This is a genomic window from Bradyrhizobium vignae (genome assembly GCF_900324035.1).
Classification (GTDB): Bacteria; Pseudomonadota; Alphaproteobacteria; order Rhizobiales; family Xanthobacteraceae; genus Bradyrhizobium; species Bradyrhizobium vignae.
The window spans coordinates 4,069,642-4,088,296 of record NZ_LS398110.1; the positions used below are offsets into that span (position 1 = coordinate 4,069,642).

Below are 18,655 nucleotides of genomic sequence, written 5' to 3' on the forward strand. Positions count from 1 at the left end.
TCAGGATTTCGATGACCGCCCGTTCCAGTCTCACGATCGTGCTCGCCGCCGGCGAAGGCACGCGCATGCGATCGAGCCTGCCGAAGGTGCTGCATCCCGTGGCTTCTCGGACGCTGCTCGCCCATGTGCTCGCTGCGGCGCCCAAAGAAACCGGCAGCTCGCTGGCGGTGGTGGTCGGCCCCGATCATCAGGCAGTCGTGGAGGAGGCAAAGCGCATCCGCCCCGACGCGCTCACCTTCGTGCAGGGCGAACGCCTTGGCACCGCGCATGCGGTGCTGGCGGCGCGGGAGGCAATCGCGCGAGGCGCGGATGATCTCCTCATTGCCTTCGGCGACACGCCGCTGATCTCGGCCGAGACCTTTGCGCGGCTGCGCGCGCCGCTCGCAAGGGGCGCCGCAATCGCCGCGCTCGGCTTCCGCGCCGCCGATCCCACCGGTTATGGCCGCTTCATCGTCGAGGGCGAGCGTCTGGTCGCGATCCGCGAGCAGGCCGACGCCAGCGCAGAGGAGCGCAAGATCGAGCTGTGCAACGCCGGCGTGATGGCGATGGATGGGCGCCGGGCGCTCGACATCCTCGGACAGATCGGTAATGCCAATTCCAAGGGCGAATATTATCTGACGGACGCGGTCGAAATCGTCCGCAAGCAGGGATGGGAGTCCGTGGTGATCGAGACCAGCGAGGACGAGGTGCGCGGCATCAACACCAAGGCACAGCTTGCCGAAGCAGAAAGCGTGATGCAGGCGCGATTGCGCAAAGCGGCGATGGAGGCCGGCGTCACGCTGATCGCGCCGGAGACGGTGTATCTGTCCGCCGATACCGTGTTCGGCAAGGACGTGACCATCGAGCCATTCGTGGTAATCGGCCCCGGCGTGTCGATCGCGGACGGCACGGTGATCCATTCGTTCTCGCATATCGTCGAGACCAAGCTCGGCAAGAAGGTGTCGATCGGCCCCTATGCGCGGCTGCGGCCCGGCACCTCGCTCGGCGACGGCGCTCGCATCGGCAATTTCGTGGAGACGAAGGCGGCGACGCTGGAGGCCGGCGTCAAGGTCAACCATCTCTCCTACATCGGCGACGCCACCGTCGGCGCCAATTCCAACATCGGCGCCGGCACCATCACCTGCAACTATGACGGATTCAAAAAGCACAAGACGGTGATCGGGCAGGGCGCCTTCGTCGGCACCAACTCCTCGCTGGTCGCACCGGTGACAATCGGCAACGGCGCCTATATCGGCTCGGGCTCGGTGATCACGAAGGATGTACCCGACGACGCGATGGCGCTGGAGCGCAACCAGCAGACCATCCGCGAAGGCGGCGCCGCTCGCTATCGCGAGATGAAGACCGGCGGCAAGAAGCCGGAGAAATGAGCGGCGCTTCTATTGTGTCGCAGCACACTGCGACCTCATCCTGAGGGCCCGCTGGAAGCGGGCGTCTCGAAGGATGGCCGCGAGCGAGATGCGGGCCTTCATGGTTCGAGACGCGCTTCGCGCTCCTCACCTTGGGGGTCTTCTTATGCCGCCTTATTCGTCGTCGGCGAATTCGGAGAAGATGGCGCGGGTCAGGCGCCAGCCGCGGGGCTTGGCGCGCTTGGCCGGTTCGCCTCGCACATGCTTGACGAAGACCGGCTTGCTTTCCTTGCCGCGCTGGGGCGGCGGCCAATGCGCAAGGTGCGTGCCCGTTGTCTCGCTGGCGCGCAGATACATCGACGACAGACCCTTGCGGTCGGACGAGCCTTTCATGGGCTTGTTCTCCTGACTGGAATCGTTGGTCAAACATGTTGACAACGAGTTAACGCGCGCGGTTTAAGGCCTGCCAATTCGACGCAGGCGAAGTAGGGGGCGCGGGCCCCGTGCTGTCTCAATCAGCAATAATTATTGAGTTTCCGGTTCCTTGGGAACTTCGCTAAAAATCGAGCGCGTCGTTTAGGCGATTTTTCGACGGATTTGGGGGATAGTGATCCGCATGTGCGGAATTGTCGGCATTCTCGGTCGCGAAGCGGTTGCAGAGCAACTGGTGGATTCGCTCAAACGTCTCGAATATCGCGGTTACGATTCCGCGGGCGTTGCCACGCTCGAGGGCAAGCACCTGGAGCGTCGCCGCGCCGAGGGCAAGCTGAAGAATCTGGAGAAGCGGCTCGAGGCCGAGCCGCTCAAGGGCACCACCGGCATCGGGCATACCCGCTGGGCCACCCACGGCAAGCCGACCGTCAACAACGCCCATCCGCACGCGACCGAGCATGTCGCCGTGGTGCACAACGGCATCATCGAGAATTTTCGCGAGCTGCGCGAGGAGCTCGAGGCGAAGGGCACGGTGTTCCACACCGAGACCGACACCGAGATCGTGCTGCATCTCGTCGACGAACTGCTGGCGCGCGGCAACAAGCCGGTGGAAGCCGTCAAGCTGACGCTGGCGCGCCTGCGCGGCGCCTTCGCGCTCGGCTTCATCTTCGCCGGCGACAATGACCTCATGATCGGTGCCCGCAACGGACCGCCGCTGGCGATCGGTTACGGCGACGGCGAGATGTATCTCGGCTCCGATGCCATCGCGCTCGGGCCGTTCACCGATACGATCAGCTATCTCGAGGACGGCGACTGGGTTGTGCTGACCCGCAACAGCGCAACGATCTTCGACAAGGACGGCTACACCGTCCAGCGCGACAAGATCAGGCACGCCGCCTCGACTTCGCTGGTCGACAAGGCCAACTATCGCCACTTCATGGCGAAGGAGATCCACGAGCAGCCGGAAGTGGTTGGCCACACGCTGGCACGCTACGTCGATATGGCGACCGAGCGCGTCGCGCTGCCGGTCAAGCTCCCCTTCGACTTCAAGAACATCCAGCGCATCAACATCACGGCGTGCGGCACCGCGAGCTATGCCGGTTTCGTCGCAAAATACTGGTTCGAGCGCTTCGCGCGTGTGCCGGTCGAGGTCGACGTCGCCTCCGAATTCCGCTACCGCGAGACGCCCTTGCGCAAGGGCGACCTCGCCATCTTCATCTCGCAATCGGGCGAGACCGCCGACACCCTGGCCGCGCTGCGCTATGCCAAGGCCGAGGGCGTGCACACGATCGCCGTCGTCAACGTGCCGACCTCGACGATCGCGCGCGAGAGCGAAATCGTGCTGCCGACGCTGGCCGGTCCCGAGATCGGCGTTGCTTCAACCAAGGCCTTCACCTGTCAGCTCATGGTGCTGGCAAACCTTGCGATCGCGGCCGGCAAGGCCCGTGGCAAATTGTCCGAGGAGGACGAGACCGAGCTGGTCCATGGCCTCGTCGAGGTCCCGCGCCTGATGGCAGACGCGCTCACCACCGAGCTCCAGATCGAGAAGCTCGCCCACCGGATCGCCAAGTCGCGCGACGTGCTCTATCTCGGTCGCGGCACCAGCTTCCCGCTGGCGCTCGAAGGCGCGCTGAAGCTGAAGGAGATCTCCTACATTCATGCCGAAGGCTATGCCGCCGGGGAGCTCAAGCACGGGCCGATCGCGCTGATCGACGAGACCATGCCGGTCGTCGTCATCGCACCCCACGACCGCGTGTTCGAGAAGACCGTTTCCAACATGCAGGAAGTCGCCGCGCGCGGCGGCAACATCATCCTGATGACCGACGCCAAGGGCGCAGCGGAGGCGACCGTCGAGTCCCTCGTCACCATCGTCATGCCCGATATGGCAGCGGCCTTCACGCCGATGGTCTATGCCGTCCCCGTGCAGCTGCTCGCCTATCACACGGCTGTCGTGATGGGGACCGATGTCGACCAGCCGCGCAACCTCGCGAAATCAGTGACCGTGGAGTAGGCAGACGGGATATCGGTCAGTCGCAGTCTTCCAAAACCTGCTAGAAGACCCTAGCTTGTTTGAAGCGACCGACCTGGAACCCGAATGACCCCCCGCGACGACGCGCCTGCGCCTCTTGACCCCGTTCCGGAACCGCATACCGGCCTGATGGGCCGCTTCCGCAACTATTTTCTCACCGGCCTCGTGGTGACGGGACCGATCGCGATCACCCTCTATCTGGTCTGGTGGTTCGTCACCTGGGTCGATGGCGTGGTGCGGCCGTTCGTGCCGCTGGCCTATCGGCCGGAAACCTATCTGCCCTATGGCGTCCCCGGCTGGGGACTGATTGTCGCATTCTTCACGCTGACGCTGGTCGGCTTCCTCGCGGCCAATTTGATCGGCCGCACGCTGGTGGATGTCGGCGAGACCTTCCTGGGCCGGATCCCTGCGGTGCGTGCCATTTACCGCGGCCTGAAGCAGGTGTTCGAGACGCTGTTCTCGGGCAAAGGCTCGAGCTTCCGCAAAGTCGGCCTCGTCGAATTTCCCTCGCCGGGCATGTGGTCGATCGTGCTGATCTCGCAATCGCCGAACGAGGACATCGCACGCAACCTGCCGGGACAGGAGGAGCACGTCTCGGTGTTCCTGCCGTGCTCGCCAAACCCGACCACCGGTTTCTTCTTCTATGTTCCGAAGAGCAAGATCATCGAGGTCGACCTCAGCGCCGAGGATGCCGCGACGCTGATCATGTCGGCCGGCGTGGTGCAGCCGGGCTCGGCACCCGATCCGAAGAAGGCGGCGGCGCTTGCCGGCGTGGCGAACGCCGCGCGTATTGCCAATGCCTCCAAGCTCCAACCCGAGCCTGCGAAGGCGGAGTAGGGCTATTCCGTCGCGGGATGGCCACGACCACGCGGCCGCATTCGGCCTCTGCTATTCTCGGGTTGAACCGAGCGTGCCGCTCGGAAGTCGACCTGGAGTGCACGATGTCCAAAACCATTGCGATCCTCGCCCCCGGTGCCATGGGCAGTGCCGTGGCCCGCCGGCTCAGCGAAAACGGCGCACGCGTGCTGACGTCGCTGAAGGGCCGGAGCGAGGCGACGCTGAAACGGGCGGCAGACGCCGGCATGGTCGGCGCCGAGGACGATGAGATTGCGGACGCCGACATCATCCTCTCGATCGTGCCGCCGGGCGAAGCCGTCGCGCTGGCCGAACGCCTTGCCTCGCTGATCGTCAGGCGCGAGAAGAAGCCGGTCGTGGTCGACTGCAACGCCGTCAATGTCGATACGGTGCAAAGAATCGAGGAGATCATCGGCTCGGCGCAGGCGCCGTTCGTCGATGCCGGCATCATCGGATTTCCGCCGCAGCCCGGCGGCAAGGGCCCCGCCTTCTACATGTCGGGCGAGCATGCCAAGGACGTCGGCGTGCTGAAAGACCTCGGTCTCGACGTGCGGATCGTCGAAGGCCCGGTCGGCGCGGCCTCTGCGCTCAAGATGTCCTACGCCGGCATCGTCAAGGGCCTCGCCGGCATCGGCTCGGCCATGGTGATTGCGGCCACGAAGGCAGGCGCAGCCGATGCGCTCCGCGACGAGCTCGCGCTCAGCCAGCCTGCAATTCTGGCACGCCTCGAAGTGGCGTTGCCGGACATGATCCCGAAGGCGTATCGCTGGGTCGCCGAGATGCGGGAGATTTCGGGATTCTTGGGGCCGGATCATCCGGCCAGCCAGATCTATGAAGGCTTTGCGAAGTGGTTCGAGCATCTGGCGGAGGATGCGAACGGTGAGGCGGCGGACGCCGCGCTGATGAAGGCGTTCGCGGCGAATGTCCCGAAGAAGGACTAGAGCCTACCTGTATGCGCGATCTGTCGAATGTCTTGCGCCAAGACCTTGGGCTAGGACAGTGGTTGCGTCTCCGAGAACATATCGACGATCTTGTTGGTCATGCCGTCCACGATCAGCACCTGATCCTTCATCTTGACGTACATGTAATCGCGCAGCTCCGGCAATTGCGCGAGCACCTGCGCGGGCAGTCCTTGAGCCTTGACACCTTTTGGAAGCGTTGCGCCAACGGCAGGGGTAAAGTCCTTGGCTGGCTGGGTGGTCTTCAGCCGGAACTGGATATCGTTATGCTCGGTCAGCACGGTCTTGCGGATCTGCTCGCGCTGCGCGTTGGTGAGGCTGAGTTTCGGCAGGGATGGATGTTGCGATATCGTTGTGCCGTCGCTCAATTCAACTGCACCTTGCCCACCCGGTTGCGCGAGCGATACTGCGGGCGCGCCGAGTAAGATCGCGAGCGCGGCGATGGTGGTGGGAGCCCTCATGGTCTGCTCCTTCCTGTCTGCGCCGCCCTTGATTAATTAACAGGCCGATAGTGCGTCCGTTCCGCGGCCCCGGGATCGGGCTACGCCAAGAGTTCTGTGCGTGCACACAAAGCGGCAACGGCGGGTGTGTGCTGGACCGCCTTGACCGAGTATCGCTTCCCGTCGGCATTGCGCTGGCGACGGATCAGCCTGGATTGGCCCATATGCGCCAATGGGTCGGCTGAATGTCGGCGTGCGTTTTGCCCGTTCGATCGACCCAATTGGATCCGTCCTTGTGACAAGGAAAAGGAAGCGAGTGGACGATACCATCAAAGTCCAGCGCGCAGATTTCGAGATCTCCGTCTGAGGGAGCCGTCGAAGTGGACTGCCATTCGGTGGAGATGAACTGCATGATCTACCTCCAGCAGGGGATGTGGGGACAGTTCCAATATAATCTTTAGCACCAGTGATCGGTCCCTGAATGTGAGCCAGCTCGCAATGACCGTATCTTTCATTGGGGCAATTGCATTGTCCTTGCCTCGGGCGCATGGGAACGCTTCAGCCCGCACCGATCAACGGGATCGCCTCGTCGCGTTCATAAAGATACAGCAAGCACCGCAGCGCCTCGCCGCGCTCGCCTTTTAGCTTCGGATCATCCTTCAGGATGCGCAACGCCTCGTCGCGGGCCTGGGAGATGAGCTGGCCGTGCACCTCAGGGCGCGCGATGCGGTAGCCGGGCAGACCGCTCTGGCGCACGCCCAGCACATCGCCTTCGCCGCGCAGCTTCAGGTCCTCCTCGGCGATGCGGAAGCCGTCGGTGGTCTCGCGAATCACTTTCAGCCGCGCCTTCGACATCTCGCCGAGCGGCTCACCATAGAGCAGGATGCAGGTCGAGGCTTCCGAGCCGCGCCCGATGCGGCCGCGCAGCTGGTGCAGCTGGGCGAGGCCAAAGCGCTCGGCATTCTCGATCACCATGATGGTCGCGGCCGGGACGTCGACGCCGACCTCGACCACGGTGGTGGCGACCAGGAGCCCGATCTCATGCGCAGCGAACTGGCCCATCACACGGTCCTTTTCCGTGCCTTTCATCTGGCCGTGGACGAGCCCGACACGTTCGCCGAAGCGTTTTTGCAGGCTCTCGAACCGTTTGGTCGCATTGGTCAAGTGCTCGGTGCCTTCGGCCTCGGATTCGTCGACCAGCGGGCAGATCCAGTAGACCAGCTTGCCGGCTTCGAGCGCGCGGCCGACACCCTCCATGACCTCGCTGATGCGGCTCATCGGCACCGCGCGGGTGTCGATCGGCTGGCGCCCGGCGGGCTTTTCGCGCAACTCGGAGATGTCCATGTCGCCGAAATAGGTCAGCACCAGCGTGCGCGGGATCGGCGTCGCGCTCAACACCAGCACGTCGACGGCCTCGCCCTTGGACGTGAGCGCGAGGCGCTCGCGCACGCCAAAACGGTGCTGCTCGTCGACGATGGCAAGCGCGAGATCATGGAAGATCACGTCATCCTGGATCAGCGCGTGAGTGCCGACGAGAAGGTCGATTTCGCCTTCTGCGAGCTGGGCGATGATCTCGCGCCGCTCCTTGCCCTTCTCGCGGCCGGTGAGGATCGCAACCCGCATGCCGGCGCGCTCGGCGAGCGGAGCGATGGTCTTGATGTGCTGGCGCGCCAAAATTTCCGTCGGCGCCATCAGCGCGGCCTGCTTGCCGACTTCGGCGACCGCGGCGGCCGCGAGCAGCGCGACGACCGTTTTGCCCGAGCCGACGTCGCCCTGGAGCAGGCGCAGCATGCGCACCGGCTGCTTCAGATCCTCGGCGATAGCGGCCGCGGCGCCACGCTGGGAGGGCGTCAGTGCGTAGGGCAGGGCGTCGATGATCTTGTTGCGCAGGTGGCCGTCGCCGGCATTGCGGACGCCGGCCGGCCGACGCAGCTGTGCGCGGATCAGCGCGAGCGCGAGCTGCCCGGCCAGAAGCTCATCGAACGCGAGTCGTGACCAGAACGGATGATCGGGCAAAATGTCCGTGAGCTCGACCGGTTGGTGCACACGCGTCAGCGCTTCCGCGACGGGGGGAAAATTGCAACGGCGCAGCACCTCGGGACTGATCCATTCCGGCAGAGCGGGCAGCTTCTGCAGCGCCTGCGCGATCGCGCGGCGGAGCGAGCCGAGCGCGAGCCCTTCGGTTAGCGGATAGACCGGATCGATCCCGGAGAGCTTTGAGATCGCCTCCTCGTCGAGCACGCGATCAGGATGCACGATCTGCGGGATGCCGTCATACATCTGCAGCGTTCCGGAGACGTAGCGCTTCGCGCCCATCGGCAGCAGTTTTTCGACATAGCCCGGCTTGGCGCGGAAGAAGGTCAGAACGACATCGCCGGTGTCGTCGCTGGCGTACACCAGATAGGGGGCGCGCGCGTTGCGCGGCGGAGGCGGGCGGTGGCGATCGACGGTGACCTCCAGCGTCACCATGGTTCCAACGGCGGCGTCGCGGATTTTTGGCCGCGCCCGGCGGTCGATGACCTGGCTCGGCAGATGCAACAGCAGATCGACCAGCCGCGGCGTCTGGCTCCGGCCGAGCAGGTACTGCAGCAGCTTGTCCTGCTTGGGACCGACGCCGGGCAGGCTGGTCACGGGAGCAAACAGTGGATTGAGCAGGCTGGGGCGCATGAGACGAATCTAGGATCGTTTCGGCCCGTCATGCCCGGCTTTATGCCGGGCATCCACGTCTTTTTTCGTGCCCTGCGCCGGCACCGGCCCATGCCAAATCGAGGGCTGACATGGCCACCCCGAGTGGCTATATCACACCCGCCCGGCACGTCCGGGCTTTCTGCGTTTGACTGGATTTGAGACATGACGGGAACGACACGATCGAGCAGCGGCCTTGATGACCGCCGCAAGCGGCTTTTGTTCCGCTGCTGGCATCGCGGCACGCGCGAGATGGATCTGATCCTCGGCCGCTTCGCCGATGCCGAGATCGGCAATCTGTCCGACGCCGAGCTCGGTGAGCTCGAGCGCCTGCTCGAAGTCAACGATCCCGATCTCTATGCCGCCATCACCGGCGACAAGGTGCTGCCGGCCGACGTCACCGGCGCGCTGTTCGCCCGCATCAAGGCCTATCCGATCGCGGACGGCAACGCATGAAGCAGGGCATGAAATCTCCGGCTGAGCTGCTCGCGCCCGGCCGCGCGCTGACGCTCGCCAATGTCGCAGAAGGCGCGGAAGGCCTCGTCGTCTCCGATCTCGCCCGCGCCATTGCGGCGCGGCCGAAGAAGCCGGCGGTCAGCCTCGCGGTGGTCTGCCGCGACGGCGGGCGCATGCAGCAGCTCGAACGCGCACTGCAATTCTTTGCGCCCGATCTGCCGGTGCTGACCTTTCCGGCCTGGGATTGCCAGCCCTATGACCGCGTCTCGCCGCATGGTGGCATCCTCGCGCAGCGCCTGACCACGCTGGCGCGGCTGGCCTCGCTCAGCGGCAGCGACAAGCCACTGATCGTGCTGACCACGGTGAACGCCGTGGTGCAGCGCGTGCCCGCACGCGAGCTCGTCGCGGCGCAGGCGCTGTCGGTCGCACCGGGCAACGTCGTGCCGATGGACACCGTCGTCGCCTGGCTCGAGCACAACGGCTACAACCGTTCCTCGACCGTGCGCGAGCCCGGCGAATACGCCGTGCGCGGCGGCATCCTCGACCTGTTTCCGGCCGGGCTCGAGCAGCCGGTCCGCTTCGACTTCTTCGGCGACAGCCTGGAATCGATCCGCTCCTTCGATGCCGAGACCCAGCGCACGCTGCTCGACATGCGCTCGCTCGATCTCGTGCCGGTCTCCGAGTTCCAGCTCGTCACCGATACCATCCGCCGTTTCCGTATGGGCTATGTCGCCGAGTTCGGCGCGCCCGAGCGTGATGATGCGCTCTACGAGGCCGTCAGCGAAGGCCGCCGCCATCCCGGCATGGAGCACTGGCTGCCGCTGTTCCAGGACCGCATGGACACGCTGTTCGATTATCTGCAAGGCGCGACTGTTGCGATCGAGCCGCAGGCCGAGGACGCCGTCCGCGAGCGGTTCAAGCAGATCCTCGACTACTACCAGGCCCGCCGCGAGGCGATGGAGCATCCCGGCGGCGGCGCCATCTACAAGCCGCTGCCGCCCGACCGGCTCTATCTGACCGACGAGGAATGGACCAGGCGCCTCGGCGAGATCCCGTTGGCTCGTCTGACGCAATTCTCGGTGCCGACCGACGGCACCGGCGTCGTCGATGCCGGCGCGCGCAAGGGCCGCGATTTCGCGCCGGAGCGCAACGACACAAGCGTCAACGTGTTCGAGTCCGTGGTCAGCCACGTCATGGCACTGCAGGCGCAGCGCAAGAAGGTGGTGATTGCGCTGTGGACCGAAGGCTCGCGCGACCGCATGACCTCGATGCTGCGCGACCACAAGCTCGCCCATACCACCAGCGTCAACAGCTGGCGCACGGTGCAGGCGACGCCGCGCAACGAGACCATGCTGGCCGTGCTCGGCCTCGAAAGCGGTTTCGAGACCGACGAGATCGCTGTCATCAGCGAGCAGGACATCTTGGGCGACCGCCTGGTGCGGCCGCGCAAGGCGAGCCGCAAGCTCGACAATTTCATCTCGGAGGTGACGAGTCTGGCTGCCGGCGACATCGTCGTCCATGTCGAGCACGGCATCGGCCGCTTCATCGGCTTGCAGACGCTCGACGTTGCCGGCGCGCCGCATGACTGCCTCGAGCTGCATTATGCCGCCGAGACCAAGTTGTTCCTCCCGGTCGAGAACATCGAGCTCTTGTCGCGCTACGGCTCCGATCAGACCAGTGTCGAGCTCGATCGTCTCGGCGGTTCGGGCTGGCAGACCCGCAAGGCTAAACTCAAGAACCGCATCCGCGAGATCGCGGGCGAGCTGATCAAGATCGCGGCCGAGCGCATGCTGCACGAGGCGCCGAAATTGCCGGTGCAGCAGGGTCTCTATGACGAATTCTGCGCGCGCTTTCCCTATGACGAGACCGAGGACCAGCTCGGCGCCATCGAGTCCACGCTGAAGGATCTCGAAAAGGGCCGCCCCATGGACCGGCTGATCTGCGGCGACGTCGGCTTCGGCAAGACCGAGGTGGCGCTGCGCGCCGCCTTTGCGGTGGCGCTCGACGGCAAGCAAGTCGCGGTCGTGGTGCCGACCACGCTGCTGGCGCGCCAGCACTACAGGACCTTCGTCGAGCGGTTCAAAGGCTTCCCGGTCAACATCGCGCAGGCCTCACGGCTGATCCCCACCAAACAGCTCAACGAGGTGAAGAAGGGCATTGCCGACGGCTCCGTCGACATCGTCGTCGGCACGCACGCGCTGCTCGGCAAGACCATCAAATTCCGCGACCTTGGCCTGCTCATCGTCGACGAGGAGCAGCATTTCGGCGTCAGCCACAAGGAGCGGCTGAAGGCGCTGCGTGCCGAGGTCCACGTGCTGACGCTGTCGGCGACGCCGATCCCGCGGACGCTGCAGCTGGCGCTGACCGGCGTCCGCGAGCTCTCGATCATCGCCTCGCCCCCTGTCGACCGACTTGCGGTGCGCACCTTCGTCGCCCCGCACGATCCCTTGATGATCCGCGAGGCGCTCTTGCGCGAGCGCTATCGCGGCGGCCAGGCGTTCTACGTGGTGCCGCGCATCGACGACCTCGCCGAGGTCAAGGACTTCCTCGACAAGAACGTGCCGGAGATGAAGGTCGCGGTCGCGCACGGCCAGATGCCGCCCGCCGTGATCGAGGACATCATGACCGCATTCTACGACGGCAAGTTCGACATTCTGCTGTCCACGACGATTGTCGAGTCGGGCCTCGACATCCCCAACGCCAACACGTTGATCGTGCACCGCGCCGACATGTTTGGCCTCGCCCAGCTCTACCAGCTCCGCGGCCGCGTCGGCCGCTCCAAGCTGCGCGCCTATGCGCTGTTCACGCTGCCGGCGCAGCAGAAGATCACCGCGCAGGCCGAGCGCCGGCTCACCGTGCTGCAATCGCTGGAGACACTGGGCGCCGGCTTCCAGCTCGCCTCGCACGACCTCGACATCCGCGGCGCCGGCAATCTGCTCGGCGAGGAACAGTCCGGCCACATCAAGGAGGTCGGCTTCGAGCTCTACCAGTCGATGCTGGAGGAGGCGATCGTCAATCTCAAGGCCGGCGTCTCCGAGCCCGCCGCCGACCGCTGGTCGCCGCAGATCACCATCGGCATGCCCGTGCTCATCCCCGAGGATTACGTCAGCGACCTCTCGGTGCGGCTGTCGCTGTACCGGCGTCTTGCCGATCTCGACACCGAGGAGGAGATCGAGAACTTCGGCGCCGAGATGCGCGATCGCTTCGGCGTGCTGCCGGACGAGGTGCGCTACCTCTTCAAGGTCGCCGCGATCAAGGCGTTCTGCCGACGCGCCAATGTCGAGAAGATCGACGCCGGCCCGAAGGGCGCCGTCATCGTCTTCCGCGACAATTCCTTCGCCCATCCCGACCGCCTCGTGACCTTCATCCGCAGCCATGGCCAGGCCGCCAAGGTGCGGCCCGACATGAAGGTGGTGTTCCTGCAGGACTGGGAGACGCCGGAAGAGCGCCTCGCCGGCACGACCGAGATCATGCGGCAGCTGGCGCAGCTCGCCGAGAGCAAGAAGGCGGCGTAGGGCACCAGTCTCACCACGTCATTGCGTGGAGCCCTTGCGACGAAGCAATCCAGAATCTTCCCACAGAGACAGTCTGGATTTGCTTCGCTGCGCTCGCAATGACGGTGCTTGTTGCGATAGCGCGCGAGAAAACTACGAGGCCGCCCGCGACGCGTCCGCCGACAGCCGCGCCAGCAGTGACCTTGCCGTATCCGACGGCGATAGCGAGTCCACGCTGACGACGGGATCGCTGCGCATCTCGTGCTTGCCATTGGACGTGTGCCGCATCACCGCGGACAGGCGGCGGGCGATCATATGAGCGGTGCGGAAGTCGGTCTCCGCGAACACGACGATGACGGAGCCGTCCCTCTGTGCCGCGCCAAAATCCATCTGGCGCATCAGGCGGCTGAGGATACGTGCGGCATCGAGCTGGGCGCGGGAATTATTGGGATCGAAGGCGAAGCGGGCGACCGAGAGGCCGCCGCCGCGGGCGAGCGTCTGCTCCACTGCCTTGGCAAAATCCCGGGCAAAGGCTTCCGTCGTGAGCAGGCCGCTGCGTGGATCGAGCCAGCCGCCGGCATCGATTGAGCGCAGCGTGCGGCTCAGCTGCGCTTCCATCGCGTGCTGGCGGATCAAGGGCAGCGCGTTGGCGGCGACCTTGGCCGGCTCGCCCTGGATCAGCTCGAGATTGGGCAGGTCGTAAGTTTGCGCCAGCTGGTGCGCGGTGACGATCACGGGCAGGCTGCGGAAGCGGGTGTCCTCCGCGAGCACCGTGAGGAAGGCATCGGTCACGCGCGCGGTGAAACCTTCGGCGAGCACAACGCCGTCGAGGTCGCGGGTGTTGAGGTGTTTGGCGGCGGCCTCGATCGAGAGCGCGCCGACCACGCCGACGCGCTCACCCAGCGCGACGGAGAGCGCGGGATAGGCAGCGCCGCGACCGATCAGCAGCACGGTGGCGTCGCGTGCGGGATCGCCCGCCGGCAGCGTGACCTTCGCTTCCGGCAGCCGGCGCAGCACCGTTGCATGCAGTGTGCGCACGCGTAGCGCGGCACGGAGCCGCGCGATCAGGCGGTCGGGATTGCCGCCGCGCGAGGAGAAGGGCAGGGCGTTGTGCGGCAGCATGCCCGCCGCATTCAGGGCCACCAAGGGAACGTAAGGCGATTGATCGGCGATCTTCCTTGCGAGGAGCGTCACATGCGGCTCGTGTCCGGCATGCATCGCGGCGAGAACCGCGGCCGGCTGCACCGCTTCGACCGCGCGCGCCGCGCCGGCCCAATCGCTGTCGACCACGGGAAACAGCCGGGCCTCGTCCAGCGCCGCCACGAAGGCCGGGCGCTGGGCATCGGACACAAACAGGATCGGGCCCGCCTGGGACATCAATAGACTCGAGATCACGCAACAGATGCCGCGCAGTCTAGTCGGGTCGCCTTAATGCTGCGTCAATGTGACAGGCGAAACTGTGCTCAAGCAGGCCCGGAGCGGTCGCGAAAAGCCTCAACCATCAGGGGGTTAAGCCCGAGCTCGCTGAGCGCCTCGCGGGCGCGGGCATTGTCCTGGGCGCGCCCGGCAAGCCGGTGCCCGGAGAGGCGGTCGGGCAGCGCCGTGAGCAGGGCGCCCTGGCCGAGCCGGCGCGCCCATTCCTGGAGATCGTTGGAGAGGAAACGGTAGCCGCCGACCGCCATGATGCCGGAAGGCGGCGCGGTGATGCAGATTGCGCCGCTGGTACGGTCGAGCCGCGCCGCATAGCCGGTGTCGACATAATCGCGCGGCGGCTGCGCCGTCAGCGTCTCGCCGACCGGCTGCGGCGGGGCATAAGCTGCGATCGGTACCATCGGCCCGCGCAGGCCGAGCGTGCCCTTCGAGGTCAGCAGGATCTCGCCGGCGATGGAGGAGCCCGACTGCTCGCGCGGGGCGCCGTGCGGCCCGGGCATCACCGGCACCGGCATGCCGTCCTCGCCGCGGCGGGCGCCGAACAATCCGGCCTCGCCGAACAGATAGACGTCGGTCAGCGGTGCATGCGGCGCGATCCAGGCATCGCTCGCCGCGACCTGCTCGGGCGCGCGCCACAGGCCGATGACGTTGCGTAAGCTCGGCATCCGCGCCGCCAGGCCGGCATCGCCGAGGCGCAGCGCGAACTGTGCGGGCGCGATCAGCACCTCGCACTCGTGCTCGTTGATCTGCTGCTCCAGCACCTCGTTGTCGAAGGGATGATGCAGCGCCAGCGTTCCGCCCGAGAGCAGCCACACCGCGAGGGAGGAGGCGAGGCCTGCAAACGACATCGGCGTGAATGCCGCCATCACGGTTGCGCCTTGCTTGATGTCGGCTTCGAGCGACATCGCGAGGCCACCGGCAATCAGGCTGAAATGCGGCCGCGGCACGGGGCGAAAGCCCTCCGCGGTGACGTCGAAGGAGATCATCGCCGCCTTGCGGCCGTCCTGGATCACGGCGCGCGTGGTGCCGGGCGGGCGGGCCAGAACGTCGTCGAGCGAAGCCATGCCCTCGGGCAGATTGCCTCCGAAGCCGCAGACATGACGGATCGAGAACGCCTCGGCAGCGGCGTGCATCGCGAGGTCTGCATGGCCGATGCCGTCGACCGTGCTCATGGTGACGATGGCGCGCGCCGCGGTGCGGTTGAGCGCCGCGGTCAGTTCCGCATGGCGCCACAGCAGCGGCAGCACGGCGACGACGAGGCCGGCGCGATGGGCGGCGAGCACGGTGAGCACGAACTCGACCGTGTTCGGCAACTGGATCGCAACGATGGAATTGGCCGGCAGCCCCGATTCGACGAAATGCGCCGACAGTGCCTCGATGGCCGTGTCGGCCTCGGCGTAGCTCATCCGCCGCGGCTGATGCCCGGTGACGCGCGCCTTGTTGAGGGGATCGAGCAGAGCGGTTGCGTGCGGCTGCCGCGTCAGCGTGCGCTGAAACAGCGTGTCGAGCGTCGGCGATATTGCTGGCTGGTTCACGGCGTCACTTTGCTTGTTGAGCTTGCGGCGGCCCCTTCGACCACCAGGTCTCCGGCAAATAGCCCGAGAGCGAGGTGGCCTTGGGCCGTTCTATCCGATTCCAGCGCGCGATCCATTGCTCCGGTACGTTAAACAGCGGGATCGTATAGAAGCCCGCGATCAGGGCGCGGTCGAGCGCGCGCACCGCCGAGACGAAATCCGTACGTTCGTGGGCCTCGAGCAGGGCAGCGATCATGGCATCGACCGCGGGATCCCTGGCGCCCATGTAATTGCGAGTGCCGGGATTGTCGGCGGCGGCGCTGCCCCAATAGAAATACTGCTCGTTGCCGGGCGACAGCGACTGGTCCCAGCGGTTCTGGATCATGTCGAACTCGTAAGCGAGCCGGCGCTGGTCGAACTGCACGGGATCGACCGAGCGAACGCTCGGCTCGATGCCGGCACGCTTGAGGTCGCGCTGGAACGCGAGCGCGATGCGCTCCTGGTCGCGGGTCGTGACCATGATCTCGAAGGTGAAGGGCGCCTTGGTCGCGCGATTGCGCAGCACTGTTCCTTCGAGATCGTAGCCGGCCTCCGACAACAGCTTGAGCGCGGCGCGCAGGGTGGTGCGATCGCGCCCCGAGCCGTCGGTGACCGGCAGGCGGTAGCTGCCGTCCATGACGTCGCGCGGGATCTGCGCGGCGAAGGGCTTCAGCAGCTCACGCTCGCGCGCATCCGCAGGGCGGCCATAGGCCGACAGCTCCGATCCGGCGAAATAGCCGGCCACACGCGAATAGAGGCCGAAGAAATAGTTGCGATTGACCAGCTCGAAATCGAACAGCAGCGTCAAGGCCTGCCGCACGCGGACGTCGGCGAAGATCGGACGTCGCGCGTTGAACACCAGGAATTCGGAAGGCTGCGGCACGCCGGGCTTGATGGTGTCGCGGATCACCTCGCCGCTTCTGGCGGCCGGAAAATCGTAGCCGTCGTGCCAGCGCAAGGGCTCGTTCTCGACCCGGAAATCGTAGAGGCCGCGCTTGAAGGCCTCGAACTGGCCGTTGGCCTCGCGAAAATAATCGAGCCTGATCTCGTCGAAATTGTAGAGCCCGCGATTGATGGCGAGGTCGCGGCCCCAGTAATCGGGATTGCGGGTGAGCGTCACGCTGGCGCCCGGCTTCACCGCGGTCACGCGATAGGGACCGGAGCCGACCGGCGCCGCCAGCGTCGTCTCCTCGAAGGTCGCGACATCGACCGCGTGCTTCGGCAGGATCGGCATCAGGCCGAGGATCAGCGGCAGCTCTCGGTCGTTGGCGCCGGTGAGGTCGAAACGGACGGTGAGGGAATCCGGCGCCTCGGCCTTGGCGACTTTGGCGTAGTACTGCCGGTGATTGGGGCGGCCGTGGTCGCGCAGCAATTGCCAGGAGAACAGCACGTCCTCGGCCGCTACCTGCTTGCCGTCGGAGAAGCGGGCGCGGGGATCGAGGCGGAACGTGACGAAGCTTCGCTCGTCATTGGTTTCGACCGTCCTGGCGAGCAGGCCGTGCAGCGTGAACGGCTCATCCTGGCCGCGCGCCAGCAGGCTCTCGACGACGTAGCTGCGGACCGGCTGCACCGCCAATCCCTTCACGATGAAGGGATTGAGGCTGTCGAAGGTGCCGAGAATACCCCAGGTCAGGCGGCCGCCCTTGGGGGCATCGGGGTTGGCGTAGGGCATGTGGGTGAAATCGGCCGGCATCGCCGGCTTGCCGTGCATGGCGATGGCATGGGCCTCCTCGGCCCGGGCGCCTGCCGATAGTCCGGTGGCCAGAGCAAGGGCGAGGGCGCAGAGGCGGACGCCGGAGCCCTCGAGAAGGCGCAGGAACATGAACATCGGCACACGGTGATTCGGGGACCGGCGGGCTTGAATCCTATCACAGGGAATTTGATGGAGCGTTGGCACCAGCCCGGTCAAAGACGGTTGTCGGCATTGATCTTTTCGTCGGCCACGTTAAGAAGGCGGGCAATCGCGCAAGAGCGTCGAGCCCGTCACTTATCCGCCTCAATTGACGGGGAGAGAGCCGCGCCCAAGGCGGCCAGGTTCGGCGCTTCGGAGCGGTTCGGGCACTTCCCGTTCAGAAAGGGTTTTCCGCAATGAATTTTCGTTACTTGGCCGCGTCCGTCCGGCCGCGCGGGCGACTTCTCGCCCTGTTGACGGCGACGGCGTTGGCCGTTCCGTTTGCCGCCGAGGCCCAGACCCCTGCGCCGGCCCCGGGCGCGCCCGCCGCGCCGAAGGCCGCCCCGAAAGCGGCTCCCAAGGCTGCTCCCAAGGCTCCGGCGCCCGCGGCGTCTCCGCAGGCCCAGCAGGCTCCCGCCCAGAGCGCTCCGGCCCAGCAGGGCGCGGCGCAGCCCGCCGACCAGCAGATCCAGCTGATCTACGCCCCCTGGACCAAGTTCTGCCTCAAGGGCCAGGACGCCAACGCCAAGCAGGTCTGCTTCACCGGCAAAGACGGCCGCATCGAATCAGGCCAGCCGGTCATCGCGGCCGTCATCATCGAACCGGAAGGCGAGCCCAAGAAGATCCTGCGCGTGACGCTGCCGCTCGGCATGCAGCTGGTTCATGGCACCCGCATCATCGTGGACAACAATCCCCCGCTGCAGCAACCGTATGTGATCTGCTTCCAGAACGGCTGCATGTCCGACTACGAGGCCACGCCCGAACTCATCAACAACATGAAGAAGGGCCAGAATCTCGTTGTCCAGGCGATCAATGCCAACGGCGCGCCGCTGACCCTGCCGCTGCCGCTCGCCGGCGAATTCCAGAAGGCCTATGACGGTCCGCCGACCGATCCCAAGGTGTTCGAGGAAACCCAGAAGAAGCTCCAGGAAGAGCTTCAGAAGAAGGCCGAGGAGCAGCGCAAGAAGCTCGAGCAGCAGGGTGGCGCGCCGGGCGCATCTGCGGCTGGTCAGAAGTAATCGCATCCCAAACATGAAAAAGGCGCTCGGTTCGAGCGCCTTTTTTGTTGCCGCTTGCTGACGGC

The 18,655-nt window shown here is 65.8% G+C and carries 14 protein-coding genes; 7 read left to right on the forward strand and 7 right to left on the reverse strand.

Going from position 1 to position 18,655, the window contains the following annotated elements; translation table 11 throughout:
- The first annotated feature begins 11 nt into the window (after positions 1-11).
- On the forward strand, positions 12-1,367 hold the full coding sequence (gene glmU / locus BRAD3257_RS19805; protein WP_122403202.1) for a bifunctional UDP-N-acetylglucosamine diphosphorylase/glucosamine-1-phosphate N-acetyltransferase GlmU: 1,356 nt from the start codon (positions 12-14) through the stop codon (positions 1,365-1,367).
- Between the two features lie 153 nt (positions 1,368-1,520).
- On the opposite strand, the gene BRAD3257_RS19810 is transcribed toward glmU, so the two are convergent.
- Positions 1,521-1,739 (reverse strand): hypothetical protein, encoded by a 219-nt coding sequence (locus BRAD3257_RS19810; RefSeq protein WP_122406665.1) that lies wholly within the window; start codon positions 1,737-1,739, stop codon positions 1,521-1,523.
- A gap of 223 nt (positions 1,740-1,962) precedes the next feature.
- Between BRAD3257_RS19810 and glmS the strand changes: the two genes are divergently transcribed.
- The 3 genes from glmS to BRAD3257_RS19825 all read left to right on the forward strand — a co-directional run bounded on the left by glmS (position 1,963) and on the right by BRAD3257_RS19825 (position 5,603).
- Positions 1,963-3,789, forward strand: a complete 1,827-nt coding sequence (glmS, locus tag BRAD3257_RS19815; protein ID WP_122403203.1) for a glutamine--fructose-6-phosphate transaminase (isomerizing) — start codon at positions 1,963-1,965, stop codon at positions 3,787-3,789.
- Between the two features lie 84 nt (positions 3,790-3,873).
- A complete protein-coding gene (locus BRAD3257_RS19820; RefSeq protein ID WP_122403204.1) occupies positions 3,874-4,644 on the forward strand; it encodes a DUF502 domain-containing protein in 771 nt (256 codons plus the stop codon).
- A gap of 104 nt (positions 4,645-4,748) precedes the next feature.
- Positions 4,749-5,603, forward strand: a complete 855-nt coding sequence (locus tag BRAD3257_RS19825; RefSeq protein ID WP_122403205.1) for an NAD(P)-dependent oxidoreductase — start codon at positions 4,749-4,751, stop codon at positions 5,601-5,603.
- A gap of 50 nt (positions 5,604-5,653) precedes the next feature.
- Here the strand turns inward: BRAD3257_RS19825 and BRAD3257_RS19830 are convergent, their stop codons facing one another.
- The 3 genes from BRAD3257_RS19830 to recG form a co-directional block, all read right to left on the reverse strand.
- Positions 5,654-6,082 carry a DUF1236 domain-containing protein gene (locus BRAD3257_RS19830; protein ID WP_122403206.1) on the reverse strand — a complete coding sequence of 143 codons (429 nt, stop codon included), beginning with the start codon at positions 6,080-6,082 and terminating at the stop codon, positions 5,654-5,656.
- Positions 6,083-6,266: 184 nt separating this feature from the next.
- Positions 6,267-6,473 (reverse strand): hypothetical protein, encoded by a 207-nt coding sequence (locus BRAD3257_RS19835; RefSeq protein WP_122403207.1) that lies wholly within the window; start codon positions 6,471-6,473, stop codon positions 6,267-6,269.
- A 146-nt stretch (positions 6,474-6,619) separates the two neighbouring features.
- Positions 6,620-8,728, reverse strand: a complete 2,109-nt coding sequence (gene recG / locus BRAD3257_RS19840; RefSeq protein WP_122403208.1) for an ATP-dependent DNA helicase RecG — start codon at positions 8,726-8,728, stop codon at positions 6,620-6,622.
- A 183-nt stretch (positions 8,729-8,911) separates the two neighbouring features.
- Here recG and BRAD3257_RS19845 point away from each other — a divergent pair, with 183 nt between their 5' ends.
- Complete coding sequence (locus BRAD3257_RS19845) at positions 8,912-9,202, forward strand: FAD assembly factor SdhE (protein WP_122403209.1); 291 nt, start codon at positions 8,912-8,914, stop codon at positions 9,200-9,202.
- A complete protein-coding gene (mfd, locus tag BRAD3257_RS19850) occupies positions 9,199-12,717 on the forward strand; it encodes a transcription-repair coupling factor (RefSeq protein WP_122403210.1) in 3,519 nt (1,172 codons plus the stop codon). Before BRAD3257_RS19845 ends, mfd begins: the two co-directional genes overlap by 4 nt.
- 132 nt (positions 12,718-12,849) lie before the next feature.
- Here the strand turns inward: mfd and BRAD3257_RS19855 are convergent, their stop codons facing one another.
- The 3 genes from BRAD3257_RS19855 to BRAD3257_RS19865 form a co-directional block, all read right to left on the reverse strand.
- Positions 12,850-14,073, reverse strand: coding sequence for a GGDEF domain-containing protein (locus BRAD3257_RS19855; RefSeq protein WP_122403211.1), 1,224 nt, complete (start codon positions 14,071-14,073; stop codon positions 12,850-12,852).
- 86 nt (positions 14,074-14,159) lie between these two features.
- Complete coding sequence (locus BRAD3257_RS19860; RefSeq protein ID WP_122403212.1) at positions 14,160-15,662, reverse strand: class I adenylate-forming enzyme family protein; 1,503 nt, start codon at positions 15,660-15,662, stop codon at positions 14,160-14,162.
- 4 nt (positions 15,663-15,666) lie between these two features.
- Positions 15,667-17,508 (reverse strand): extracellular solute-binding protein, encoded by a 1,842-nt coding sequence (locus tag BRAD3257_RS19865; RefSeq protein ID WP_162500598.1) that lies wholly within the window; start codon positions 17,506-17,508, stop codon positions 15,667-15,669.
- Positions 17,509-17,768: 260 nt separating this feature from the next.
- On the opposite strand from BRAD3257_RS19865, the gene BRAD3257_RS19870 reads away from it, so the two are divergent.
- Entirely contained in the window at positions 17,769-18,590 is an 822-nt protein-coding gene (locus BRAD3257_RS19870; RefSeq protein WP_122403214.1) for an invasion associated locus B family protein, read from the forward strand.
- The last annotated feature ends 65 nt before the right edge of the window (positions 18,591-18,655 follow it).